Below are 25,094 nucleotides of genomic sequence, written 5' to 3' on the forward strand. Positions count from 1 at the left end.
TTAACGCCAGCCCATTGCCGGAGCGATATGCGTAAGAATCGACTGCAGAACGTGAACGTTGTAATCGACACCCAGCTGGTTAGGCACGGTTAACACTAGGGTATCAGCCTCGGCAATGGCTTCGTCCTGTTTAAGCTGTGCAATCAGCTTCTCTGGTTCAGCGGCGTAGCTGCGGCCAAAAATAGAACGGTTATTTTCTTCCAGGAAACCGACCTTATCGCCTTCCTGCCCGCTGCGTCCAAAGTACGCGCGGTCCATATCGTTGATCAGCGCGAAAATACTGCGGCTTACCGACACGCGAGGTGTTCGTGTGTGCCCACTTTCCTTCCATGCCTGGCGATAAGCGCGAATTTGCCTGGCCTGTTGGATGTGGAACGGCTCGCCAGTCTCATCATCCTTCAAGGTTGAACTTTGCAGATTCATGCCCTGTTTTGCCGCCCATATCGCCGTGGCATTTGAACCGGCACCCCACCAGATTCGTTCACGCAATCCCTCAGAATAAGGTTCGAGGCGCAACAATCCCGGAGGGTTCTGGAACATCGGCTGAGGGTTTGGCTCAGCGAAACCTTCCCCTTTCAACACCTCTAGCAGCGCCAAAGTGTGACGACGCGCCATGTCAGACTCGGTCTCGCCTTCAGCAGGTTGATAACCGAAATAGCGCCATCCGTCGATGACCTGCTCTGGTGATCCACGGCTCAGTCCGAGCTGCAAACGACCACCTGAAATCAAGTCGGCCACGCCGGCATCTTCCGCCATATACAGCGGATTTTCATAGCGCATATCGATAACGCCGGTTCCGATTTCGATGCGACTGGTTTTCGCGCCTACCGCTGACAACAACGGGAATGGCGAACTTAGCTGGCGAGCAAAATGGTGAACGCGGAAATAGGCGCCATCGATGCCCAGCTCTTCGGCCGCAACGGCGAGATCGATAGACTGCAACAGGGCATCAGCCGCAGAACGGGTGCCAGATTGCGGTGAAGGAGTCCAGTGACCAAAAGACAGAAATCCGATCTTTTTCATGAGACATTTGTCCTGTTATGACGAAAATATATTAGAGCCATCATATAACAATGAGTGACGAGAAATAGTGGCAAGACATGGCAAAATTATTGAAGATTTCTGATGGTTTAGTTCCAATATACTGAACGATAGAAACAGGAAGAGCGCAATTAAGCGCTCTTTAATAAAATAATTGGAGTTAAAAATTTCGTTAGCGGTTCAGTAATTCGCGCTCAATGCGTTCTCGAGTGGCGACGGCCTGCTGAGGCATTTTTTCCGGATAACCAAATAATGATGTGGCAATAATCGACTCACCACCAACTTTAAATTTCCGATTAGCAAAATCCATCTGGCGCAGGCTTTCAAACAGCGCCTCAAAATTCACTTCCCCTTCCCCTATCCCGACGTGCTGATGAACAACCGCGTCAACACCCGGCGGATTAACAATATAGCGGCAATGTTTAGTGTGATTCATGGTATCGGCAATCAGCACGTGCGACAGGTCGTCACCGGCATATTGCAGCATGCTGGCTACATCGCCCTTGCCTTTGTCGTAAAAGAAGGTGTGCGGTACGCTGTAAAGATATTTAACGTGGTCGCTGCGCAGCGATTTTACAATGTCAGCCGTTTCGTTATTTTCTTCGCAGAAATCCCACGGATGTGACTGAATCTCGACGCGAATACCCTCACGTTCGATGATTGGCAACAGTTCTTCCATCGACTGGTACCAGCGTTCCTCACAGATTTCTGGCTGATTAGGATCGCCAGAAAGCTCGGTATTAATAACCTCTACGCCCATATCTACGGCGATCTCAATCATTCGTTTCCAGTTACGCACCGCGGCAACACGGCGATCTTCATCCGGTCCAGACCAGCGATATACCACGATAAAGGACGAAATCTCCACGCCATAGTTCGTCAGCGCACGTTTATATTCATTCATCACATCCAAACCCGCTTTCGGATGTTTATAGAAAGGATTAATGCGCGGATGGGGGGATTGTTCAATGTATTTATAGCCCCATTCGGACACCTGGCGCACCATTTCGGTGATGCTTCGATCCCTGATTACGTCAACGTCAAAAGCAATTTTCATATCCTGCTCCGATCTTATGTTCAGAATTAAAGACGGTTTTACGGGATGCAATAAAACTGGCATCCCGTAAACGCGATTAGTATTCGCGTGCCTTATCAATATTTTCGCGCAGCATCTGCGCCACTTTATCGACTAATTCGCTCTCAGAAACCATCGCCCCGCCCACGCGCCACCAGCTGAAATACTTGTGGATCATCGTCTTAGGCAATACTTTGATATCGATAAGCGTCGAGATAGTTTGACGTTTGGCGTCTTCAAGTGCTTCATGCAGCTGTTCAAGCGTGGTGACCGAGTAAGTTTTGCAGCCGTAACCTTCAGCAATTTTGGCGAAGTTAACCGGTACAAAACCGCCGTCGAGCTTAGACGTTGAATCTGCTCTAAAACGGAATTCGGTGTTGAAACTGTCCATGCCGTGCTCCATTTGCAAATTATTGATGCAGCCATTGGTCATGTTATCGAGCAGGATCACGTTGATTTTCAAATGTTCCTGTATCGACGTTACCAGTTCTGAATGCAGCATCATAAATGAACCATCTCCTACCAGCGCATAGACTTCACGCTCTGGCTCGGCCATCTTCACACCCAGCGCCGCATTGACCTCATAGCCCATACAGGAGTAGCCGTATTCAACGTGATAACCATTGGTATCGGTGGTGCGCCAGATACGCTGCAGATCGCCAGGCAAGCTTCCCGCCGCCGCAACAATCACAGCATCTTTGTCGATCGCGCTATTCAAAGTGCCAAGTACGCGGCTTTGGGTGAGTATCGATCCGGTAATCGCTTCGAACTCGGCATAAACCTTTTTACGATCCAGGTGATCGTTAATTTCCGGAATAAAATCTTCACCGCTGTAATCCACCTGATATACGCGTTTTGTTTCGGCAATCAGTTCTTCGCGCACGTCAGCAATCTTATGACCCCAGCCAGCACGGAAATCGCTGCCTTGCAGAGCCTGATTCAGGGCTTCCAGCCCCAAACGAGCATCTGCAATCACCTGCACGGCATCGAGCTTGAAGGCATCAAAGCGGTTAACATTGATGTTAATGAAAGAAACTTCCGGGTTTTGGAATATCCATTTCGACGAGCTAGTGAAATCGGTGTATCGCGTGCCTACGCCGATAATCAGATCGGCTTCTTTGGCTAGCTGATTGGCTGCCAACGTGCCGGTTTCACCGATACCGCCGAGATTGAACGGATGTTCAGAGGTCAGCGTGCCTTTACCAGCTTGCGTTTCAGCAAACGGTATCCCATAAGTTTCGGCAAACTGTTGCAACGCAATACCGGCCTGTGAATATTTTGCCCCACCGCCGCAAACGATTAACGGTTTACGTTTACCTTTGAGCAGCGTTAAGGCATCGGCCAGCGCGCCTTCGGTAACCGGCAGACGATCAATGCGATGAACGCGTTTCTGGAAGAAATATTCCGGATAATCGTAAGCTTCACCCTGCACATCCTGCGGCAGAGAAAGAGTCACTGCACCGGTTTCAGCGGGATCGGTCAGCACACGCATGGCGCTGATACAGGCGGTCATCAGTTGTTCAGGACGCACGATCCTGTCCCAATACTTGCTAACAGTGCGGAACGCGTCGTTGGTGCTGATGCTGAGATCGTGACTTTGTTCTATTTGCTGCAATACCGGATCGGGTTGACGCGAGGCGAAAACATCACCCGGTAACAGTAATAGCGGAATTCGGTTGGCTGTTGCCGTCGCGGCAGCGGTCAGCATATTGGCTGCACCGGGACCGACGGACGAGGTGCAGGCGTAAATCTGCTGACGTAATTTCTGCTTGGCGTAACCGGTAGCAGCATGCGCCATCCCCTGCTCGTTACGTCCCTGATGAACAATCAGTTTGCCGCTGTCCTGTTCAAGCGCCTGGCCCAGCCCGAGCACATTACCGTGTCCGAAGATGGCAAAAATGCCGGTCACAAATTTAATTTCTTCGCCGTCTACACTCACGTATTGCTGATCCAGAAAGCGGACCAACGCCTGTGCCATGGTTAATCTGATCTTTTTCATCTTCCATTCCTTGCGGTTAACGCCGATACCGTGGTGATGTTTTTATCTAAAATGATATGAAAAGATTATAAAGATTTTATTGCGCAGTGAAATGAAAAAACCGAACCAATTTTTCATTTTGAGACTGATATCATAAAAATAAAACAAAAATATCGTAGATAGGCATGGTTGAGTGTTGATGTGAATGAGGTAAGTGCAGCAATATAAACTAATTTACCCTTTGTTTTTTATCGTTTTATTTTTAAAATTCGTTAATTTCAAGCTGGAAAATCAAAATGAATCAAAATTTTCATTTTTATTTATTTTGAAATTAAAGGATTTTAGTTCTGAGATACCTGTTCCCCCACGCGTGATAGAGGGGGTAAAATTGTGATTCATTGGTTCGCCCCTCCACATTGAAGGTGAAGGGAGCAAGAGCTGGCCCCTCGCCTTTTGGTCGAGGGGAAAAATCGTGATTCAGAGGCGGTTAACCATGCGCTGGCTGCGGTTTACTTTTAAAGCCTACGCTGCAAAGAATAATTGCTCCGGCCATGAGTACCATATCGGCAACATTAAACACCCCAGTGTGCAAGCTGCCCGCGCTGATATTCATAAAATCAACCACATAACCGCCGTAGACGATCCGGTCAAGCAGGTTGCTGATACCGCCCGAGAACACCATGGTCAGGGAAACCACGGTCATAGCATTGGCACGCTTGTTGATTAGCGTATAGATCAACAGAGCTAACAAGAAAGCCCCTAATCCGATAATCATCAAACCGTAGCGGACATTTTCGGGAAGCGTTCCACCTAATCCCAGAAAAGTACCGGTATTGTGGGTCAGTAAAAGTTTGATGCTTCCGCCCAGATATTCACGAACATAATCCATCGACAGCGTATTTTTGGCTATCGCTTTGGTGATTTGGTCGATTCCAACGCATAGCGCGAATACGAGAGTAATCAGGCTAAGCCGTTTGCTGAATTTCATTGTTTACACCATTGATAAAAGAGATAGCAGCAGTATAGCCAGCCTCTTCGGCAGCATCCAGGTATCTAAGGCGGAGGGCGTTATTCATTAAGTTTCTTTACAAAAACAGAAGCACGGCGCGATGGCGCCTGCAGAGTCGCTTAATCGAAAGCGAAATAATAAAACCGTCTGCAAACTCACCCTTGGTGTCTGGAAAGCAGTGAGCATTAACCGAGATTTTGTGCTCTATGTCATAAATTCAAATATTCCAAATAAATTTAATTTGAAATATTAATTTCGAATGTTTATATTAATTTCCACGGCATGACTTCTCTCCCATGAAGAGAGACAGTTAAACGTGATTTACAGAAGCAAGTCAGGGAAGGCGAACAGATTCATGCATATCTGGAAAGGCTAACGTTCATCGTCTCGGTTGCGGCAGTGCTCCCTGCACGTCCCGAGGTTACACCGAAGAACGTAAACCCTTTCAGCGTATGGCCATTTACGACAAGGATGTCGTAAAGCTGGCTGTTATTTTGCTGCTATCTTGCTGGCGCTACTCAATGCCAGCGACATCATCAGCGTTTGTGCCAAACACATCGAGGCAATCTGCGAGCGGAAACCGTCGACCTGTGCTTCGCGCACGATAAAGCAGACTTCACTAAATGCGGTAAGCGGGCTGACAAGACTGTCGGTAATTGCAATTTGCTTCGCACCCTGTGCGGCACCCATCGCAACCAGATCGACCACCTCTTGTGCATACGGTGAATTACTGATTGAAATTACCACATCGGTAGGCCGTACCATGTTCAGCTGTTCGTTGAACATTCCCCCGAGTCCATCAATCAAAAATGTGCGTCGCTCCAGATGGCGAAAAGCGTAGGTCAGATAGGCTGCGATACTGAACGAACGGCGAAAACCGATAACATAAATATTCTCGGCTTCGTCGAGCAATTTTACCGCGCGTTCGAGATCTTCTGCCTTAATTTGCCCGCTAAGCTGCTGTAATGCCTGCTCGTTAACCATGCTGAAAACCTTGAGAATTTCAGCGGGCGTTTCTGGCGCACCGGGATCGTCGCTGGCCGTTTGCCGCGACAGGCTGGCCCGTTCGGCATAATTTACCGTTCCTTCCATCAAATGCTGACGGAATACCTGTTTCATCTCGTTAAAACCATCGAAGCCATAGTTATTGGCAAAACGGATCAAGGTAGAGGGAGGGACATCGGCTTTTTCAGCGATTGAAGCGATAGTTTCAAAAGGGATCGTGTTGCCGTTATCAAGAATATAACGCGCCACCTGCTTAAGCCTTTTGCTTAGAGAATCATAGCTGGTACGGATCTGATCTTGCAGCTGCGCGAGTTGTGAAGGAGTAGCCATAATGATTATCAACACCTTAAGTCAAACTATCTTGGCAGCAAGGGGCTCCCTCTCTGCTCCATACTCATAACTTTCATGAGTTTATCTTAACAACTCACCCCGTTACTGAGAAAGTAGTTTACCCGTTTCAGACAGAGACAAACAGGACGCGGATCAGAATTTAGTAAAACTGTGCTGGTTTAACAATCAGTTAAGCTTTCAGGCCGCGCATTACTTGCCCGGCATCATCCTCTTCAAGGTGTCATCCTTGATAAAATAGTGATGGAACAAAGCAGCTATCGCGTGCAATCCGACCAGATAATATCCGATGGTAGCCACCAGCTCGTGAGTATTTCTTAACCCCGAACGCCACTCAGGGTGCGGAGTGATGAACTGTGGTATCTCCCAACCCAATAGATAGATGCTGCGCCCGGCAAACATTACTGTCAGGAATCCCAGCGTCGGCAACGATAAAAAAAGCAAATAGAGTAGCCAATGCGTCAGCGTAGCGACGTGAGCCTGCCAGCGCGGCAACGACGGCGTGATCGGTGGAGTACGATAACGATGGCGAATAACAATGCGGATAAGGACCAACAGCCAAACGCTTAAGCCAAAGTTATAATGCAGTTGGCGTACCAGTTGCCGATAATCATCAGGAAAATAGTCGCGGCCTAGCATCATGGTATAAGCAAGAATGATCATCAGTAATGTCAGCCAGTGAAGGCTGATTTGCAGCAATGAATAGCGATTCTTCATCAAATATCCCCAAAAATGCCAAGAGTGACAAAGTACGTCAGGTTATTAATAAATAATAGACTTAAATTGGGGAGGGTTTGTGAAGTGGAAGATCGGATGAAAGCAAACACGCCTAAAATTAAAGACCGGGCATCGTGGCCCGGCCTTTTCAGATAAAAACCTAGCGAAAATCAGACTTCGTCGCTGAGCGTTTTCTTTTCATGAGAGCCGGCATCAGCGGTGGTTTTCTTTTGCGGGATTAAGCCGTCGGCACGGAACATGGCTTTGATACCACGCACTGCCTGTCGAATACGGTCCTGATTTTCGATCAGCGCAAAGCGCACGTGAGTGTCGCCGTAATCACCAAAACCAACGCCGGGAGAAACGCAAACCTTGGCTTCGGACAACAAACGTTTGGCAAACTCCAGTGATCCTAACTGCGCATAGGCATCAGGTATTTTCGCCCAGACATACATTGAAGCCTTGGGATTTTCTACCATCCACCCAGCTTCATGCAGACCGCGAACCAATACGTTGCGACGCTGGCGATACTGCTCGGCAATATCTTTCACGCACTGCTGCGGGCCTTCCAGCGCGGCAATAGCCGCCACTTGCAGCGGCGTAAAGGTGCCATAATCGTGATAACTTTTGATACGCGCCAGTGCGTTCACCAACTCTTCGTTGCCGACCATGAAACCAATTCGCCAGCCCGCCATATTGTAGCTTTTCGACAGTGTGAAGAACTCTACCGCGATGTCTTTCGCCCCCGGCACCTGCATGATAGACGGCGCTTTCCAGCCGTCGTACACAATATCGGCATAAGCCAGATCGTGAATAACCATCACGTTGTACTGTTTCGCCAGCGCCACTACGCGCTCGAAGAAGTCCAGCTCCACGCACTGGGCCGTAGGATTGGACGGGAAACCGAGAATCATCATTTTGGGACGAGGAATACTTTCTTTAATCGCGCGTTCAAGCTCGCCAAAGAAATCCACCCCCTCGACCAGCGGCACGGAGCGTACTTGCGCACCGGCAATTACCGCGCCGTAAATATGAATAGGATAACTTGGATTGGGCACCAGCACGGTATCACCATGATCCAGCGTTGCCAGCATTAGGTGAGCCAGGCCTTCTTTCGAACCGATAGTCACAATCGCTTCACTTTCGGGATCGATTTCCACCTGATAACGATCGGCATACCAGCGAGAAATAGCGCGACGCAGACGCGGAATACCGCGTGAAGTTGAATAGCCGTGAGTATCATCTCGCTGGGCAACGGTCACCAGTTTTTCGACAATGTGAGGAGGCGTTGGGCCGTCAGGATTCCCCATACTGAAATCGATAATATCTTCGCCGCGACGTCGCGCAGCCATTTTCAATTCAGCAGTAATGTTGAAAACATAAGGGGGAAGACGATCAATGCGGGTAAAACGGCGTTTAGGACTGGATTCAGTCATGATTTCCTCGATTAACGTAAGCGCCCGGACCATCCGAGCGACGCTGGTTTATTTCCTTTGCCGTGGGGGCTAGAAAACAAACCGATAAATCAACATATCGCAGTGAGGAAAAACTGTCGATAGATTAGGCAAATATTTTTTACTCAAACTCAGGTCGTAGCAATATCGCTGCGCAGTAATCCTAAAAGCCAGTCATTATGCCACTCTCCGCCGATGCGGTAGCTTTCTCGCAGTGTACCCTCAAGACGAAAACCGCATCTTTCAAGTAAACGTCGCGAGGGAAGATTACCTTCAAGCACGTTGGCCTGTAGCCGATGAAAACCACACATCTTAAAGGCGTAATTCACCACTTCATGCAGTGATTCCTGGCCGTAGCCTTTGCCCTGATACTCTGGCAGCAGCATAAATCCCACTTCGGCCTGCTGATAAGGCCGCCAGTCGGGGAAAAAGCCGGTCAGGCCGATAGCCTCGCCGGTAGCTCGCTCGCGGATCACCAAACATAACCAGAAATCGGAATATTTGTCCCATTTCCCCAGGCGCTGATCGAAGCGATAGCGGATCTGGGCCGGTGTTTCTATGTCGCCAATGAATTTCATTACGTTATCGTTTTGATATAACTTCAAAAATAGCGGCCATTCTTCTCGTTCGATTGGTCTCATTTCCAGCCGGGGTGTGGTCAATACAATCATGGCAACAGGCTCTTTTTATAGATTAAATGTGCATCCGGGTACGCTTTAAATATACGCATTTGCGGCAGCTTCTTGACAGTAATTTCATCGATTTTTCTATAACCCTGCTGCTTATAGCGACCGGGGGCACAATTCCCTATAATCACACCATTCCCTATAAGCGCGATGCCCAGGCATCCTACCGAGAGTCTGTTGTGCAACACATCTTTGATATGACGCTTGCGGTGTTTGACCGCGCGGCGTTAATGCTGATTTGCCTGTTTTTTCTGACCCGTACCCGCCTGTTCCGCAGACTGCTACAAAAAGAAAATGATGCGCACACGCCGCTGGAACTGGCCGCCGTTACGGCAATATTCTCGCTGTTTGCCATTTTCGGTACACTTTCGGGTATTAACGTTGAAGGCTCACTGATTAACGTTCGTACCATCGCGATTGTCGCAGGCGGTATTCTTTTCGGGCCTTGGGTCGGCATCATTACCGGCCTGATTTCAGGTACTCACCGATTTTTGATTGATATTCACGGCGTGACCTCGGTGCCGTGTCTGATCACCAGCGTAATCGCCGGTTTCCTTTCGGGCTTTATTAATCTGAAAGTTAAGAAAAATCATCATTGGAAGGTGGGTATAGCCGCAGGCATGCTGTGCGAATCGTTGACTATGGTACTGATTTTACTGCTATCTCGGCCATTTTCACTGGGCCTGGATATTGTGATGAGTATTTCTGCCCCACTGATCCTCGGTGCGATTTCCATCGGCCCTATCGTGCTGCTGGTGCAAAGCGTCGCCGACGAAAAAGAGGCTATCGCCGCGCGTCAGGCTCGTCTGGCACTGGATATTGCCAACAAAACGCTGCCCTATTTTCGAAATATCAATGCTGAGTCGATGGCTACGGTCTGCAATATCATTCGTGAAGATATCAATGCCGACGCGGTTGCAATTACCGATACCAAAAACATTCTTGCCTACGTCGGCACAGGCGCAGATCAGTACAATATTGGCCACGAAATTATCAGCGAAAACACCAAAGAGGTGATCAGCAGTGGCAGGATCACGATTAAAAACAATGATGAAATGGACCGCACCCCGCAGATTCACTCGCAGATGATCATTCCGCTGTGGGAAAAAGGGGTGATCACCGGATCGCTGAAAATTTACTATTGTCACGCGCACCGCATCACTTATTCGCTAAAAGTCATGGCCGTCGGGCTATCGCAGATTATCTCGACTCAAATGGAAGTTTCCCGCGCCGAGCAGCTACGGGAAATGGCCAATAAAGCTGAAATGCGGGCGCTGCAAAGCAAAATTAATCCTCATTTTCTGTTTAACGCGCTCAATGCAATCTCCTCGTCAATCCGTATTAATCCAGACACCTCGCGGCAGTTGATCATCAATCTGTCGCGCTATTTACGTTACAATCTTGAGCTTAATGACGAAATGATCGACCTGCGAAAAGAGCTGCATCAGGTGCAGGATTATATCGCTATCGAGCAGGCCCGGTTTGGCAGCAAACTCACGGTGATTTACGATATTGACGATGATATTTCCGTTTCAATTCCTAGCCTGTTAATTCAGCCGCTGGTCGAAAACGCTATCGTGCACGGTATTCAGCCACGAAGCGGCAAAGGCGTAGTGGTGATTGCCGTTAAACATGCAGGCGATAAAATTAAAGTGTCGGTGAAAGACACCGGGCAAGGTATTCTGCAATCGGTGATCGAGCGAGTCGCTAAAAACGAAATGCCGGGCAATAAAATCGGCCTGCTTAATGTCCATCACCGCGTAAGCCTGCTGTACGGACAGGGATTACAGATCCGCCGACTCGAACCGGGTACAGAAATCTCATTTATGATCCATAAAGGGTAAACGGTTGAAAGCAATCATTGTCGAGGACGAATTTCTGGCTCAGGAAGAGCTTGGTTACCTGATTAGCACCCACAGCAGCATCAGTATCGTCGAGAAATTTGACGATGGATTGGCAGTGCTGAAATATTTGCAAAATCATCAAGTTGACGCCATTTTTCTGGACATTAATATTCCCTCGCTCGACGGCGTTCTGCTGGCGCAAAACATCAGCAAGTTTGCCCACAAGCCCTACATTATTTTTATCACCGCCTACAAAGAACATGCCGCAGAAGCTTTTGAAATTGAAGCATTTGATTACATCCTCAAGCCTTATCATGAGTCGCGTATCGTCACAATGCTGCAAAAGCTCGAGATGCATTTCAAACGCGATAAACAGGCCGAAGTTCCGGCGTCGAGCGGCAGTAATCGGGTCAGCCACAGCATTAATTTAATCAAGGACGAGCGGATTATCGTTACCGATATTAACGATATTTATTACGCCGCCGCGCAGGAAAAAGTAACGCAGGTTTATACCCGCCGTGAGGAATACACTATGCCGATGAATATCTCCGAGTTGTGTAACCGGCTGCCGGAAGAACATTTCTTTCGCTGCCATCGTTCCTATTGCGTCAATCTGTCGAAAATACGCGAAATCGTGCCGTGGTTTAACAACACCTATATTTTGCGATTAAGCGATCTTGATTTTGAAGTTCCAGTCAGCCGCAGCAAGGTGAAAGCTTTCCGCCAATTGATGGGGCTTTAAAAATTTCATGGACATAAAAAACTTCGCCTCCTCAGGAACCGGTCCTGAGGAGGCGAAGTTAAATCTACTGCAACCTAAAAACTAGGCTACCAGCGTAAAGCCGATTGACTGACGCAAGTAAGCGCCCGCACCCAGCAGGCCTGGCTGATCGTGGGTAATCAGATAAACCGGAATATCAATGAGATAATCTTTGAAACGTCCCTTGTCTTCGAACGCGGCACGGAAACCGGATGCCTTGAAGAACTCGAGGAAGCGCGGCACGATGCCACCCGCAATGTAAACACCGCCAAAAGTGCCCATAGTCAACGCCAGGTTGCCACCGAAACGGCCCATGATGACACAGAACAATGACAGTGCGCGACGGCAGTCAAGACAGTCTTCCAACGCCAGTTTGGTGACATCTTTCGGCGCGTAGTCTTCTGGTTCGCGTTTATCTGCCTTGACAATTGCACGATAAAGATTAACCAGACCAGGGCCGGACAAGATACGTTCAGCGGAAACGTGTCCCATTTCAATACGTAACTGCTCGAGGATGATGTCTTCTTCTTCACTGTTAGGTGCGAAGTCAACGTGTCCACCTTCGCCCGGCAAGCTCAACCAGCGATTTTCCACGTGAATAATGTGCGCCACGCCCAAACCCGTACCCGCGCCGTAGATCACTGCCGGCTTACCATCCTGCGGTTTTTTACCGCCGAACTGCAACAGGTCACTTTCTTTCAGCATCGGGATTGCCATCGACACGGCGGTAAAATCATTGATGACTTCAAGATGTTCGAGGCCCAGGTTTTTCTTCATCTCGGCGATGGAGAATTTCCAGGTATGGTTCGTCATCGCAACCCAATCGCCCACAATAGGACAGGCGATAGCAATACAGGCATCGACAACTTCTTCGTGCTGCTGCAATTGCAGATAGTGGCGGACTGCCGCTTCAAGACTGTCGTAATCCAAGCCGGAAAAAGTCTGGGCCTGAGAAATCTCACCGCTGTCGAGAGCGCAAAGCGCCAGGCGGCAATTAGTGCCTCCGACATCGCCAACCAGGGCGTACTTGGTCATTTTTATCTCCGCAAAAATTAAATTGCTCGCCCTGCTTCGGCTCGCATCGAGTGATAATAATCAGCCTTTTATGACACACCCAATTGTGGGCTGGAAAATCCAGGCTAGCAGGACTATAAGTGCTAAGTGCTTACATATTCGTGAGGGCAAAATAGCGGTAATTGCCCTATGCTGCAACGCCGATTTAACCTATCGATGATATAAGCAGCTGCATACCGCAAAATAAAGCGGTAGAAATCTAAAATCCGACGATCTTCTATACACTGGACTCAGCAGAAAAATAAGGGAATTCTTGCATGTTGCATCCTCGTGCAAAAACCATGCTGACCTTCGGGGTCCCGGCATTGGTTATTGGATCCGCGTCCAGCATCATTCTGGTCGCCGTAATGCGTTTTGCCAACGCGCTGCAAACGCTGCTGTGGCTAAAAATCCCCGATGCCCTAAACATTAACACGCAATCAGCGGGTTGGGTGCTGTTTATGCTCACCCTAACGGGGGTCGGCGTCGGCGCGCTAATTCGCTACATGCCCGGTCACGCAGGCCCCGACCCGGCCACCGAATCGCTAATCGGCATGCCAGTGGCGTTAAATGCCATCCCCGGACTGCTGCTTGCGCTGGTTATTGGGCTAGCCGGTGGAATAAGTCTCGGCCCTGAAAACCCGATAATTGCCATTAATATTGCCGTCGCCGTTGCCGCAGGCTCCGTTTTATTTCCACGGGTCCCCGGTACCGACTGGATTATTCTCGCCGCAGCGGGCACGCTCGGTGCGCTATTTGGTACCCCGGTCGCCGCCGCGCTTATCTTCTCACAAACTCTTAATGGAGGAAAAGATGCGCCTCTGTGGGATCGACTGTTTCCTCCTCTGCTTGCTGCCGGTGCAGGTGCTTTTACGGGGAATTTGTTCTTCGAACCTGACTTTACGCTAAGCCTTGCGCCCTACGTTGAGACGCATTTAGTTGATGTGCTGAGCGGCTCGGTGGTGACGCTAACCGCGATTGCGCTGGGGATGCTGGCGGTATGGTGTTTCCCTCACATTCATAGGCTGTTCCACTCTATTCCCAATCCAATGATTATGCTGGGAATTGGCGGTTTTGTGCTCGGCCTGCTGGCGCTGATTGGCGGGCAAATCACTCTGTTTCGCGGTTACGATGAAATGAAATTGCTGGCCCTGAGCAGCGATAGCCTGTCGTTGGGGCAACTGCTGGCGATCACTCTGAGCAAGCTGGCGGCGTTGGTTATTGCGGCGGCCTGCGGTTTTCGAGGTGGTCGAATTTTTCCGGCGGTGTTTGTCGGCGTTTCGTTAGGAATTATGCTGCATAATCACGTGGATTCGGTACCCGCGGCAATTACGGTGTCTTGCGCGGTCATGGGATTGGTGCTGGTAGTCACGCGCGACGGCTGGCTGAGTCTGTTTATGGCACTGGCGGTGGTACCGGACCTAAAATTGCTGCCGGTGTTATGCATTGTGATGCTGCCAGCCTGGTTACTGCTGGCCGGAAAACCGATGATGCTGGCTGTCCGGCGCGAAAAAGGGCTCGATAAAGAGTCTGACTAATCGTTTTACTGATTTAATGAAAAAGCAGCGGCAGCATGGGCATGGATAGCCGTGGTGTCGAACACCGGCACGCTGGCATCCTGCTGGCCAATCAATAGCGTGATTTCGGTGCAGCCTAAAATAATGCCTTGCGCGCCCTGCTGTTCCAGCGACTGAATAATCCGCCGATACTCTTCCCGCGAGCCGTCGAGAATTTTTCCCAAACATAGCTCTTCATAAATGATGCGGTGAATAATCTCCCTGTCGGCTTCATTGGGAGTCAAAACCTCAATTCCCTGCGCCTCTAAGCGCCCACGATAGAATGTCTGTTCCATGGTAAAACGAGTTCCCAGCAGGCCAATACGACCGATATTTTGTTGCTGGATAGCCTGGCCGGTAGCATCGGCAATATGTAACAGAGGCAGGCCGCCAATGCGCTCGATAGCATCGGCGACTTTATGCATAGTGTTGGTACAAACGACAATAATCTCTGCCCCGGCTTTTCTTAATGATTGTGCGGCTTCACCCAGGATTTGCCCGGCCTGCTCCCAATCCCCCCGCGCCTGCAACTGTTCAATTTCATAGAAATCAACGCTGTAAATCACCATTTTTGCCGAATGCAAACCGCCCAGAGCTTGCTTGATTTGCTCGTTGATGGTGCGGTAATACGGCACGGTCGATTCCCAACTCATGCCGCCGATAAGTCCCAGGGTTTTCATTTTTTTATCCTTTATCGTTAGTCTATAGAACAAAATAACGGGCCCAATGAGTCCTCACAAGCTCGATTAATGCCTTATCGGCAACTGGTTTGCGCCTTATGGGCAGCGCAACGACGACGTGCAATTAAACGTTGGCGCAGCGTATCGTAGATCCAGTTGTAGGCGATAGTGTAGGGCAAAAAGAATAAGAAAAAGCCAATCTCCAGCAGGAAAGCATCGAGCAAACCAATCTGCAACCAGGTTGCTGCAATGGGCAGCCCAAAGAGGATGAACCCGCCTTCAAACCCCAGCGCGTGGGCGATACGAAAAGCAAATGTTCGCTTTACCCGGCTCTGCGGCCAAAAATAATCGAAACCGCTGTTATAGACCACGTTCCATACCATCGCCGTGGTGGATAACAAAATCGCCAGCACGCCCATTTCAAAAATGCGTTTGTTCATCAGCCAGGCTGCCGTCGGTGCACAGATGACCAGAGCGAGCGCTTCGAATCCTACCGCGTGGAAAATGCGCTCAGTGAGACTTTTTTTAGCTTTCATTGAGGCGTTTAACGATGACATTTTTAACCTACCTTGAGTAATTAATTCCTTGAGAGATCGAATGTAAATATTGACCTTTCCGTGTCGCTGGGCAGGATTATCATCGGTATTAAAGATAGAATAAAGATAGATAGTATCGATAAAAACGATGGCTATCGTTATCGCCTTTCATTTTGAGGAACGTTTTATGCGCTATTCGCCTGAAGCACTGCTGGCTTTTGTCGCCACCGCCGACAGCGGTTCTTTCTCTGCAGCGGCCAGAAAGCTGAATAAAAGCCAGTCAACCGTGAGTACAGCAGTGGCGAATCTTGAGATTGATCTCGGAATTACGCTGTTTAATCGCGAAGGCCGCCAACCGCGGCTAACGCCTGAGGGTCAGCGGGTATTGACTCACGTGCAGGCGATTTTGTCGGCCAGCGAACAGCTCGATCACTTGGCAGTGCGTTTGTCTAAGCAGGCCGAACCGCGTCTGACTTTTGTTTTATCAGATACTTACCAGCCAACGCATTACGAGATGCTGCTTGGCCGTTTTGAGCAGCGCTACCCGGACATCGAATTCGAGTGCCTGATTGCCGAGGATCAAGACGTCATCGACCTGCTGCATAGCGGGCGTGCGCACGTTGGTATGCTTGAGGTGCAGGAAAATTATCCGCCAGATATTGGCTATTCCCGATTACCCGACCAGACTGAAATGGCGCTGTTTGTGTTTAAAAATCATCCACTCGCGGCAATAAAAACGCTGCGCCGCGAAGATTTATCCACTTATCGCCAGCTGTGCCTGCAAACCTACGGTCGGCAGGAAAAACCCAAGGCGCTGGGACAAACCTGGTCGGCACCGAGTTATCTCATGCTGCTTGAAATGGCGGAACAGGGATTTGGATGGTCTATTCTACCGCGCTGGCTGGTGGCACAGTTTGGTCACCACAAGCTGATTGAGCTGGAGTTGCGCGGCTGGCCTAAACTCATCTCGATTGATGCAGTGTGGTGCAAAACTAATCAACCCGGTCCGGCGGGAAGGTGGTTTATTGATAGCCTGCTCGATCCTTTGCGTCTTACCGGACAATAATTAGGCGTTAAATGCGAACAAAATAACCGACCGGGAGAAAATGCTCTTTTATTGATTAGACAGATTAAGAGTTTTCCTTTGATAAAAAAAATAGTGGCAGCTGTGATCAATGCAGCCGAAACTATAAATGAAAACGCATACACTAAAACGCTATTTTATTCCTGTAAGCTTTTTAAAAGGACCCCTATGTCTTATCAAGCCTCCCCCTCTCGTTATGAAAATATGCTCTATCGTCGCTGCGGAATCAGTGGCCTTAAACTTCCAGCCGTTTCATTAGGCCTGTGGCACAATTTTGGCGATGCCACACGTTTTGAAAACAGCCGCGAATTGATTCATCACGCTTTTGATCACGGGATTACTCATTTCGATTTAGCGAATAACTACGGCCCGCCTCCCGGCTCGGCCGAAGAGAACTTTGGGCGCATTTTGCGAGAAGATTTGTTGCCGTGGCGCGATGAGTTAATCATCTCCTCCAAAGCGGGTTATACCATGTGGGACGGGCCTTACGGCGATTGGGGTTCGAAGAAATATTTGGTTGCCAGCTTGAACCAGAGCCTGAAAAGACTGGGGCTTGATTACGTCGATATTTTCTATCATCACCGCCCTGATCCAAATACTCCGCTGGAAGAAACCATGGCAGCGCTGGATTTAATCGTCCGTCAAGGCAAGGCGCTTTATATTGGTTTGTCTAACTACCCGGCGGATTTGGCGCAACAGGCCTTTGATATCCTTGATAAGTTGGGAACGCCTTGCCTCATCCACCAGCCAAAATATTCGATGTTTGAACGTTGGGTAGAAGATGGCCTGCTCGATACTTTGCAGCAAAATGGCGTTGGCTCGATTGCCTTCTCTCCCCTGGCGGGCGGCGTGTTAACCGATCGCTATCTTAAAGGAATTCCACAAGATTCTCGCGCGGCCAGCGGCAGTCAGTTCCTGAAGCCTGATCAACTCACCGAAGCGAAGCTCGAAAAAGTCCGTAAACTCAATGAGATTGCTCTGGCTCGTGGTCAAAAACTGTCGCAAATGGCGCTGGCCTGGGTATTACGCGGCGATAAGGTCACTTCGGTGCTGATTGGTGCGAGTAAGACCAGCCAAATCGATGATGCGGTCAATACGCTGAACAACCTGCAATTAAGCGAGCAGGAAATTAATGATATAGAAAAGATATTGGTGTAACCGTTTACTAGAAACAGGAAAAGTTTGTTAACAATGCTGTCAGGGACTTACTGTAAGTAAATCGTTAAACTGGGTAAAATAATCAAAACAGGATTGCGGGCAATAGATTACCCGTGGTCCAGGCCTTATAACTGTGTGCATCGAAAACGTTATCTAACGAATTAATACAGACCCAATAATTTCACACGCAGTTATCTGCATGCTGAAAAGGCGGGAATAAGGTTGAATGGAGAAGCAAAATGAAAACATTACCCGTTAAGATTGCTCTGGGTGCCCTGTTGTTCGGCCTGTTGCCAGCCACTATGCCGGCGCACGCTGACGGCATTAGTATCAGCGTTCCTGGTTTAAACGTCAGTATCGGCCAACGCGATCACCGCGGCTATTACTGGGATGGTTATGACTGGCGCTCCCCGTACTGGTGGCAGCACCGCAATGAATATTATGGTCACCGCAATAACCGTGGTGATTACTGGGATGGCGGTCGCTGGCGTGACGGCGGCTGGTGGAACCAGCACGGTCGCGGACACGGTGGTCCTGATCACGGACACGGCGGTCCTGATCATGGACACGGCGGTCCTGGCCCTGGTGGTCATGGCGGTCCTGATCACGGCGGCGATCACGGTGGTGGCCCTCGTCCTCCGATGGGTGGACCTGGCGGTCATCCGTAATAATCTGCGAAGTTATAATACCAGGGCACTGAAAAGTGCCCTTTTTTATTGCCTGTGATCCTTGCTAAACAGCTAACGAAGTTTATTTCAACATGCCTATTAACAGGTAAAGGTTCAGACTCACCACCACGAGAACAATAACTCGCCCCGCCCACTGCATTGACCGTGAGTTAACCATATCGCCCATCAGTTCGCGGTTGCCGGTGAAAGCCAGCAGAGGCAGCAAGGCCAATGCAATCCCGAAACTTAACAGCACCTGACTCATCACCAGAATTTTGGTCGCATCCATACCGGCAAGTATCACGATAAACGATGGTGCCATTGTCACCGCGCGGCGCACCCACAAAGGAATATAAAATTTAACGAAGCCCTGCATGACCACCTGACCTGCCAGCGTGCCGACTACGGTCGAAGAAAGTCCCGCAGCAACCAGACTCAGCCCGAAGATCGTCGCCGCCGCATGACCTAATAATGGTGACAAGGTGAGATAGGCTTCCTCAAGTTCGCTAATACCTTTATGACCGCTGAAATGGAACGCCGCCGCCGCGGTTGCCATCATGGCCAAATTAACGAATCCGGCTATGGTCATCGCCACGCCGACGTCCAGCTTGGTTGAGGAATAGCGCTGCTCTTTGGAGATTTTGCTCGAGCGCTGGGTTAACGAAGAGTGTAGGTAAATCACGTGCGGCATTATCGTTGCGCCAAGAACGCCCGCAGCCAGATATACGGAATTCGCATCCGGCAGGCTTGGCGTCAACATCCCCTTACCCAGCTCAATCATTTTAGGCTGCGAGAAAAACAGCTCGACGATGTAGGCCATCGCGACAAACAGCAGCAGGCCGCCAATTACCAGCTCAAGAGGTTTTTGCCCGCGCTTTTGCAGCCCCAGGATAATAAAGGTGGCAATGCCGGTGAGCACCGCGCCTTGCAATAGAGAAACACCCAGCAACAGTTTGAAGCCAATGGCAGCGCCGATAAACTCGGCCAGATCGGTCGCCATGGCGATAATTTCAGCCTGCACCCAATAAGCCCAAACGGCGGGACGTGGGAAACGGTCGCGAATATGTTCGGCCAGATTTTTACCGGTTGCGATACCTAATTTCGCAGACATCAGTTGAATCAGCATCGCCATGATATTGGCCCAAACCACCACCCACAGCAGCTGATAGCCGTAAGACGCGCCAGCCTGAATATTGGTAGCGAAATTACCGGGATCGATGTAGCCGATGGCAGCAATAAAAGCAGGCCCCATCAATGACAGCTTGATCTTCCGGGAGGTGCGGCTGGAGGACTCAGCTCGGCTATTCAGCATTTCAGTTAACCCTTACAGTTTTTGCGCGTATAGACATAATACTTAACTGAGAATGATTATCAAGCGCATTTAGAAAGAAATTGATTATTTCTGTGATAGGGAGTGAGTGGCTAAAATGAAATTGAGTACTTTTCGGGATTAGAAGCCAAAAGAGTTAATCATGACTCGCTTTCCTAATGCAGACTTTTTAGAATACGGCTGCCTGAACACACAAAGTGTAGGGTGTAATACGGCTTCTGATAAAGTTAGCACAATAAATCAAATGATGGGTAATTTTCTTCGCATCTTCACAATTCGTGTTATGTGGCTGGAAATCTTGCTTTTTTTAAACCAAATTCATATATTTGCAATAGATATCACATTTTTTATGTACGCGTTACATAAAATGTCCGTCGAAATATCGCCTGCCTCATAATTTGGAGCAAACATGTCCCGAATACTGCACTTTGTTTTAGCCTTGGCTGTTGTGGCAGTACTGGCCTTACTGGTAAGCCGTGACCGAAAAAACATTCGTTTACGTTTTATTGCCCAGTTATTGGTCATTGAAGTCTTGTTAGCCTATTTCTTCCTCAATTCTGAAATTGGATTGGGTTTCGTAAAAGGTTTCTCAGACTTGTTTGAAACGCTTCTGAAATTTGCAGCACAAGGAACTGGTTTTGTATTTGGAGGCATGAACGAAAAGGGATTAGCGTTCTTCTTCCTCAATGTATTGTGTCCAATCGTGTTCATTTCAGCACTGATTGGTATTTTGCAGCACGTGCGCATCCTTCCGGTGGTCATTCGTATCATCGGTACTGTTCTTTCAAAAATCAACGGCATGGGGAAGCTGGAATCCTTTAACGCCGTCAGCTCGCTGATCCTTGGTCAGTCTGAAAACTTCATCGCATACAAAGATATTTTGGGAAAAATGTCTGAAAAACGTATGTACACCATGGCAGCAACGGCGATGTCGACAGTTTCTATGTCGATCGTTGGCGCTTACATGACTATGTTGGAGCCTAAGTATGTGGTTGCCGCGCTGATTCTGAACATGTTCAGTACCTTCATCGTGCTTTCTTTGATCAACCCTTATAAGGTTGATAGTGAAGAAGATTTGCAGTTGACCAACACCCACGCGGGCCAGAGCTTCTTTGAAATGCTGGGTGAATATATTCTGGCCGGTTTCAAGGTGGCGATTATCGTTGCAGCAATGTTGATCGGCTTCATCGCTCTGATCTCTTGCCTGAATGCGTTGTTTAACAGCGTGTTCGGCATCAGCTTCCAGGGTGTGCTGGGCTATGTCTTCTACCCATTTGCCTGGGTGATGGGCGTGCCAAGCCATGAAGCGTTGCAGGTTGGCAGCATTATGGCCACCAAGCTGGTTTCCAACGAGTTTGTTGCGATGCTGGATCTGCAAAAAGTGGCTCACGACCTGTCTCCACGCGGCGTAGGTATTCTGTCGGTGTTCCTGGTGTCGTTTGCCAACTTCTCGTCAATCGGGATTGTCGCGGGCGCTATCAAGGGCCTGAACGAACAGCAGGGTAACGTGGTTTCACGTTTCGGCCTGAAACTGCTGTACGGCTCAACGCTGGTTAGCGTGCTGTCTGCCTCTATCGCAGGACTGGTATTGGCATAAGATTGCGGTAAGTGATTAAAAAGGCGCTACGGCGCCTTTTTTTATGGGCGCAGTTGAGCAACAGCGCTGTGTTTACAGAATGCAGAAAAGCAAAAACCCGCCGAAGCGGGTTCTTAAAATTTGGTGGAGATAAGCGGGATCGAACCGCTGACCTCTTGCATGCCATGCAAGCGCTCTCCCAGCTGAGCTATACCCCCACGGGTGTTCGGATTTACTGTCTTCTGCTGACACCTTGGGAAGATGTTAGCGACCAACCTGCTCTGAGAAGAAGATTGGTGGAGATAAGCGGGATCGAACCGCTGACCTCTTGCATGCCATGCAAGCGCTCTCCCAGCTGAGCTATACCCCCGTTCCAGACACATTAAATCTTGTGAACGGGGCGCATAATATGAAACCCCACCAAGGCTGTCAACGGCTAAATTGCATAATGCAATCAAGCGCTGAAAAAGACGCCAAATAGCGGTCACAACAGCGATTTCCCTTTAAATATGAACAAAAAATGCGCAGTTAATCTACTCGGTGGATTTAAACATCCCAGGTTAATTATCCGCACTTATCTGATCCTGCTGATGATTTTTGGCAACAATTTTTCAATTAAATTAACGAACCGTTAACGAGCATAAAATAGCATCTTGTGATCAGACAATTCTCATAATAGACTTCAATCGCAGCATCAATGTCGTTTATCACTTATTAAAACAATTCATCACATTCGAGCCAAATCATGTCCCTGTATTCACCCAAAGAAATCGCTTCACTCGCCGTTGCGGCCGGAGTGAGCAAAAGTCGTGCCTCTGTTGCCAATTTATTGATCCTGGGTTTTCTGGCCGGAGCCTTTATTGCTATAGGCTTCCTGCTGGATCTGCATGTAGTAGGGACACTGCCTGCTTCCTGGGGCTCGTTTGGCGGTCTGCTGGGTGCAGCTGTATTCCCGGTAGGTCTGATCCTTACCGTATTAGCCGGCGGCGAGTTGCTGACTGGTAACATGATGACTCTGCCGATGGCATGGTTTGCTCGTCAAATCAGTCTATTGGCTGTAGTGCGTAACTGGTTTTGGGTCACTATCGCCAATCTGATTGGCAGCATCGCCGTGGCTTACTTCTTTGGCCACGTATTAGGCATGACCGAAGGCGTATTCCTGGCTAAATCAGTAGCCACCGCGCAAGCTAAAGTCAGTGCCGACTTTATGCACTCCTTTATTTCAGGCGTGGGCTGTAACTGGCTGGTATGTCTGGCGGTGTGGCTGGCTTATGCCAGCAAAGAGATGGGCGGCAAAGTAATCGGTATGTGGTTCCCGGTGATGGCGTTCGTGGCGATCGGCTTCCAGCACGTGGTGGCCAACATGTTCATCATCCCTGCGGCAATTTTTGCCGGTGCCCTGACTTGGTCACAATACTTCCCGAACTTCGTTGCCGTTTTCCTGGGTAATGCCTTGGGCGGTGCCGGATTCGTAGGCCTGATGTACTTCATGGCTTACCGTCCAACCAAAGAGAGCGCGGAATCAACCTCACAGTTGCGTTGATTTCCTTCTCTTTTGTGCAATAAAGTCACGCACAATAAAAAGGCCAGTCGGATCGCTCCGCTGGCCTTTTTAGTTTTCTAAAAAACTTACTGCTGAGTTTCGCGCTCGGTGATATAAGCCAATGCTTTGTCGATGCGAGTCAGTGTACGGCTCTGACCGATGGCGTGAACGGTTACGTCCATACCCGGCGACATGCCAGCACCGGTCACGGCAACGCGCAATGGCATACCCACTTTACCCATGCCTACGCCAAGCTCATCCGCAGTGCCCTGAATCGCGTTATGCACATTCACGGGAGTCCAGTCGGTAATGGCTGCCAAATTGGCACGCACGGCTTCCAGTGGCTGACGCGCAACCGGGCGCAGGTGCTTTTTGGCCGCTGCTTCGTCAAACTCGCTGAAATCTTCGTAGAAATAATGACAAGATTCAGCCATTTCTTTCAACGTCTTGCAGCGTTCGCCCAGCAGTTTAACCAGCGCAGCGAGCTCTGGGCCGTTACGGGTATCAATGTTCTGCTGCTCAATGTGCCATTGCAGATGCGTCGCCACATATTCTGGTGCCAGCGAATTGATGTAATGGTGATTCAGCCATTGCAGCTTTTCAGTGTTGAAAGCACTGGCAGATTTGCTGACGTTATCGAGGCTGAACATGGACTTCATTTCGTCAACGGTGAAGATCTCCTGATCGCCATGGGACCAGCCCAGACGCACCAGATAGTTAAGCAATGCTTCGGGCAGGTAGCCATCATCGCGATATTGCATTACGCCAACCGCGCCGTGACGTTTTGACAGCTTTTTGCCGTCATCGCCCAGAATCATTGAAACGTGAGCATATACAGGCACCGGTGCACCCAATGCTTTAAGGATGTTGATCTGGCGCGGTGTGTTGTTGATATGGTCTTCGCCACGAATAACGTGGGTGATTTCCATGTCCCAGTCATCGACAACCACGCAGAAGTTGTAGGTTGGCGCACCCTCGGTACGACGAATGATCAGGTCGTCCAGCTCAAGGTTGCTAAATTCGATCGGCCCACGAATTTGGTCATCAAAAATAACCGAGCCTTCCTGCGGATTGCGAAAACGCACAACGCAAGGCTCGTCAGCAGCATGATGCTCATGGCTGTCGCGGCAACGACCGTCATAACGAGGCTTCTCGTTGTTAGCCATTTGCTCTTCACGCAGCGCTTCCAGACGTTCTTTAGAGCAGTAACATTTATAGGCAGTGCCGTTTTCCAGCATTTCGTCGATTACCGCATTGTAGCGATCAAAACGTTTAGTCTGGAAATATGGGCCTTCGTCCCAGTCCAGATTCAGCCAGTTCATCCCATCCATGATCGCATCGATTGCCGCCTGGGTTGAGCGCTCCAGGTCGGTATCTTCTATACGTAGCACGAACTCACCGCCCAGATTGCGGGCATAAAGCCAAGAGTAAAGTGCAGTACGAGCGCCGCCAACGTGCAAATAGCCAGTTGGGCTGGGAGCAAAACGGGTTTTGATTTTCATCTGGAAAGCAGCCTTAACTATGTTTCAAATAGATGTCGCGATTTAACGAGACTCTCATTAATACGATACTTAACGTACATAGAAGTGCGGCAAGACTGCTGCAGCTTCAAATACGCAGGATATAAAGTGGGCTCATTCTACCACCCTGCACTGGATCCTCAACGTTGATAGGTGGAAAGATAACAATATCCTTCCACATTAGTTGGGGAGAGCGGGAATTGAATGCAACCGGCAGCGGGGTAATTTCTGTGATAAACGGTTTTTCAGGTCGTTGATGCATAAAGAATAGACCGGATTGCATAATTTTTTGGCGTCTTGTCTAGTTTTACGCCGAACAGTCATTTTTGTTTTTAAAAACCGTTGACTCAATTCGAACTATCCCTATAATGCGACTCCATCACGACGGGGCGATTAGCTCAGTTGGTAGAGCATCTCCTTTACACGGAGGGGGTCGGCGGTTCGAACCCGTCATCGCCCACCACTCTTTTGAG

At 49.2% G+C, this 25,094-nt stretch carries 22 protein-coding genes and 3 tRNA genes; 9 read left to right on the forward strand and 16 right to left on the reverse strand.

Features of this window, described 5'->3' with window-relative positions; translation table 11 throughout:
* From SPM24T3_RS14000 to SPM24T3_RS14035, 8 genes are all read right to left on the reverse strand, one after another.
* Complete coding sequence (locus SPM24T3_RS14000) at window positions 1–1,023, reverse strand: LLM class flavin-dependent oxidoreductase (RefSeq protein ID WP_009637431.1); 1,023 nt, start codon at window positions 1,021–1,023, stop codon at window positions 1–3.
* 190 nt (window positions 1,024–1,213) lie between these two features.
* On the reverse strand, window positions 1,214–2,098 hold the full coding sequence (locus SPM24T3_RS14005) for a sugar phosphate isomerase/epimerase family protein (RefSeq protein WP_009637432.1): 885 nt from the start codon (window positions 2,096–2,098) through the stop codon (window positions 1,214–1,216).
* A gap of 76 nt (window positions 2,099–2,174) precedes the next feature.
* Complete coding sequence (gene iolD / locus SPM24T3_RS14010) at window positions 2,175–4,115, reverse strand: 3D-(3,5/4)-trihydroxycyclohexane-1,2-dione acylhydrolase (decyclizing) (protein ID WP_009637433.1); 1,941 nt, start codon at window positions 4,113–4,115, stop codon at window positions 2,175–2,177.
* A 466-nt stretch (window positions 4,116–4,581) separates the two neighbouring features.
* Complete coding sequence (lspA, locus tag SPM24T3_RS14015; protein WP_009637434.1) at window positions 4,582–5,082, reverse strand: signal peptidase II; 501 nt, start codon at window positions 5,080–5,082, stop codon at window positions 4,582–4,584.
* 510 nt (window positions 5,083–5,592) lie between these two features.
* Window positions 5,593–6,438: a MurR/RpiR family transcriptional regulator gene (locus tag SPM24T3_RS14020; protein WP_009637435.1), complete on the reverse strand. Its 846-nt coding sequence runs from the start codon at window positions 6,436–6,438 to the stop codon at window positions 5,593–5,595.
* Between the two features lie 210 nt (window positions 6,439–6,648).
* Window positions 6,649–7,173, reverse strand: coding sequence for a cytochrome b (locus SPM24T3_RS14025; RefSeq protein ID WP_009637436.1), 525 nt, complete (start codon window positions 7,171–7,173; stop codon window positions 6,649–6,651).
* A gap of 170 nt (window positions 7,174–7,343) precedes the next feature.
* Window positions 7,344–8,609 (reverse strand): alanine transaminase, encoded by a 1,266-nt coding sequence (gene alaC, locus SPM24T3_RS14030; RefSeq protein WP_009637437.1) that lies wholly within the window; start codon window positions 8,607–8,609, stop codon window positions 7,344–7,346.
* Window positions 8,610–8,758: 149 nt separating this feature from the next.
* On the reverse strand, window positions 8,759–9,298 hold the full coding sequence (locus tag SPM24T3_RS14035; RefSeq protein ID WP_009637438.1) for a GNAT family N-acetyltransferase: 540 nt from the start codon (window positions 9,296–9,298) through the stop codon (window positions 8,759–8,761).
* Window positions 9,299–9,492: 194 nt separating this feature from the next.
* Here SPM24T3_RS14035 and SPM24T3_RS14040 point away from each other — a divergent pair, with 194 nt between their 5' ends.
* Entirely contained in the window at window positions 9,493–11,157 is a 1,665-nt protein-coding gene (locus SPM24T3_RS14040) for a sensor histidine kinase (RefSeq protein ID WP_037378601.1), read from the forward strand.
* Between the two features lie 4 nt (window positions 11,158–11,161).
* Entirely contained in the window at window positions 11,162–11,899 is a 738-nt protein-coding gene (locus SPM24T3_RS14045) for a LytTR family DNA-binding domain-containing protein (protein WP_009637440.1), read from the forward strand.
* 81 nt (window positions 11,900–11,980) lie between these two features.
* Here the strand turns inward: SPM24T3_RS14045 and glk are convergent, their stop codons facing one another.
* Window positions 11,981–12,952, reverse strand: coding sequence for a glucokinase (glk, locus tag SPM24T3_RS14050; RefSeq protein WP_009637441.1), 972 nt, complete (start codon window positions 12,950–12,952; stop codon window positions 11,981–11,983).
* 296 nt (window positions 12,953–13,248) lie between these two features.
* Between glk and SPM24T3_RS14055 the strand changes: the two genes are divergently transcribed.
* A complete protein-coding gene (locus tag SPM24T3_RS14055) occupies window positions 13,249–14,508 on the forward strand; it encodes an ion channel protein (protein ID WP_009637442.1) in 1,260 nt (419 codons plus the stop codon).
* A 5-nt stretch (window positions 14,509–14,513) separates the two neighbouring features.
* Here the strand turns inward: SPM24T3_RS14055 and SPM24T3_RS14060 are convergent, their stop codons facing one another.
* Window positions 14,514–15,206: an aspartate/glutamate racemase family protein gene (locus tag SPM24T3_RS14060; RefSeq protein ID WP_009637443.1), complete on the reverse strand. Its 693-nt coding sequence runs from the start codon at window positions 15,204–15,206 to the stop codon at window positions 14,514–14,516.
* 74 nt (window positions 15,207–15,280) lie between these two features.
* A complete protein-coding gene (locus SPM24T3_RS14065) occupies window positions 15,281–15,763 on the reverse strand; it encodes a multidrug/biocide efflux PACE transporter (RefSeq protein WP_009637444.1) in 483 nt (160 codons plus the stop codon).
* A 166-nt stretch (window positions 15,764–15,929) separates the two neighbouring features.
* On the opposite strand from SPM24T3_RS14065, the gene SPM24T3_RS14070 reads away from it, so the two are divergent.
* From SPM24T3_RS14070 to SPM24T3_RS14080, 3 genes are all read left to right on the forward strand, one after another.
* Window positions 15,930–16,808, forward strand: coding sequence for a LysR family transcriptional regulator (locus SPM24T3_RS14070; protein ID WP_009637445.1), 879 nt, complete (start codon window positions 15,930–15,932; stop codon window positions 16,806–16,808).
* Between the two features lie 186 nt (window positions 16,809–16,994).
* Window positions 16,995–17,984: an L-glyceraldehyde 3-phosphate reductase gene (gene mgrA, locus SPM24T3_RS14075; RefSeq protein ID WP_009637446.1), complete on the forward strand. Its 990-nt coding sequence runs from the start codon at window positions 16,995–16,997 to the stop codon at window positions 17,982–17,984.
* Window positions 17,985–18,223: 239 nt separating this feature from the next.
* Entirely contained in the window at window positions 18,224–18,652 is a 429-nt protein-coding gene (locus SPM24T3_RS14080; protein WP_009637447.1) for a DUF2502 domain-containing protein, read from the forward strand.
* Between the two features lie 82 nt (window positions 18,653–18,734).
* Here SPM24T3_RS14080 and SPM24T3_RS14085 read toward each other — a convergent pair whose 3' ends face one another.
* A complete protein-coding gene (locus tag SPM24T3_RS14085; RefSeq protein ID WP_009637448.1) occupies window positions 18,735–19,964 on the reverse strand; it encodes an Nramp family divalent metal transporter in 1,230 nt (409 codons plus the stop codon).
* A 427-nt stretch (window positions 19,965–20,391) separates the two neighbouring features.
* Between SPM24T3_RS14085 and SPM24T3_RS14095 the strand changes: the two genes are divergently transcribed.
* Window positions 20,392–21,579, forward strand: coding sequence for a NupC/NupG family nucleoside CNT transporter (locus SPM24T3_RS14095; protein WP_009637450.1), 1,188 nt, complete (start codon window positions 20,392–20,394; stop codon window positions 21,577–21,579).
* Window positions 21,580–21,700: 121 nt separating this feature from the next.
* On the opposite strand, the gene SPM24T3_RS14100 is transcribed toward SPM24T3_RS14095, so the two are convergent.
* Together SPM24T3_RS14100 and SPM24T3_RS14105 are read right to left on the reverse strand one after the other, a co-directional pair.
* A tRNA-Ala gene (locus SPM24T3_RS14100) sits at window positions 21,701–21,776 on the reverse strand.
* A 76-nt stretch (window positions 21,777–21,852) separates the two neighbouring features.
* Window positions 21,853–21,928 (reverse strand) — tRNA-Ala (locus SPM24T3_RS14105).
* A 375-nt stretch (window positions 21,929–22,303) separates the two neighbouring features.
* On the opposite strand from SPM24T3_RS14105, the gene SPM24T3_RS14110 reads away from it, so the two are divergent.
* On the forward strand, window positions 22,304–23,101 hold the full coding sequence (locus SPM24T3_RS14110; RefSeq protein ID WP_009637451.1) for a formate/nitrite transporter family protein: 798 nt from the start codon (window positions 22,304–22,306) through the stop codon (window positions 23,099–23,101).
* Window positions 23,102–23,187: 86 nt separating this feature from the next.
* Here the strand turns inward: SPM24T3_RS14110 and gltX are convergent, their stop codons facing one another.
* Both gltX and SPM24T3_RS25935 read right to left on the reverse strand, forming a co-directional pair.
* Window positions 23,188–24,603: a glutamate--tRNA ligase gene (gene gltX, locus SPM24T3_RS14115; protein WP_009637452.1), complete on the reverse strand. Its 1,416-nt coding sequence runs from the start codon at window positions 24,601–24,603 to the stop codon at window positions 23,188–23,190.
* A 106-nt stretch (window positions 24,604–24,709) separates the two neighbouring features.
* Window positions 24,710–24,883 carry a hypothetical protein gene (locus SPM24T3_RS25935; protein ID WP_237713063.1) on the reverse strand — a complete coding sequence of 58 codons (174 nt, stop codon included), beginning with the start codon at window positions 24,881–24,883 and terminating at the stop codon, window positions 24,710–24,712.
* A gap of 125 nt (window positions 24,884–25,008) precedes the next feature.
* On the opposite strand from SPM24T3_RS25935, the gene SPM24T3_RS14120 reads away from it, so the two are divergent.
* Window positions 25,009–25,084, forward strand: a tRNA-Val gene (locus SPM24T3_RS14120).
* The last annotated feature ends 10 nt before the right edge of the window (window positions 25,085–25,094 follow it).

The sequence above is a fragment of the Serratia sp. M24T3 genome (assembly GCF_000257645.1).
In the GTDB taxonomy this organism is placed as follows: Bacteria; Pseudomonadota; Gammaproteobacteria; order Enterobacterales; family Enterobacteriaceae; genus Rouxiella.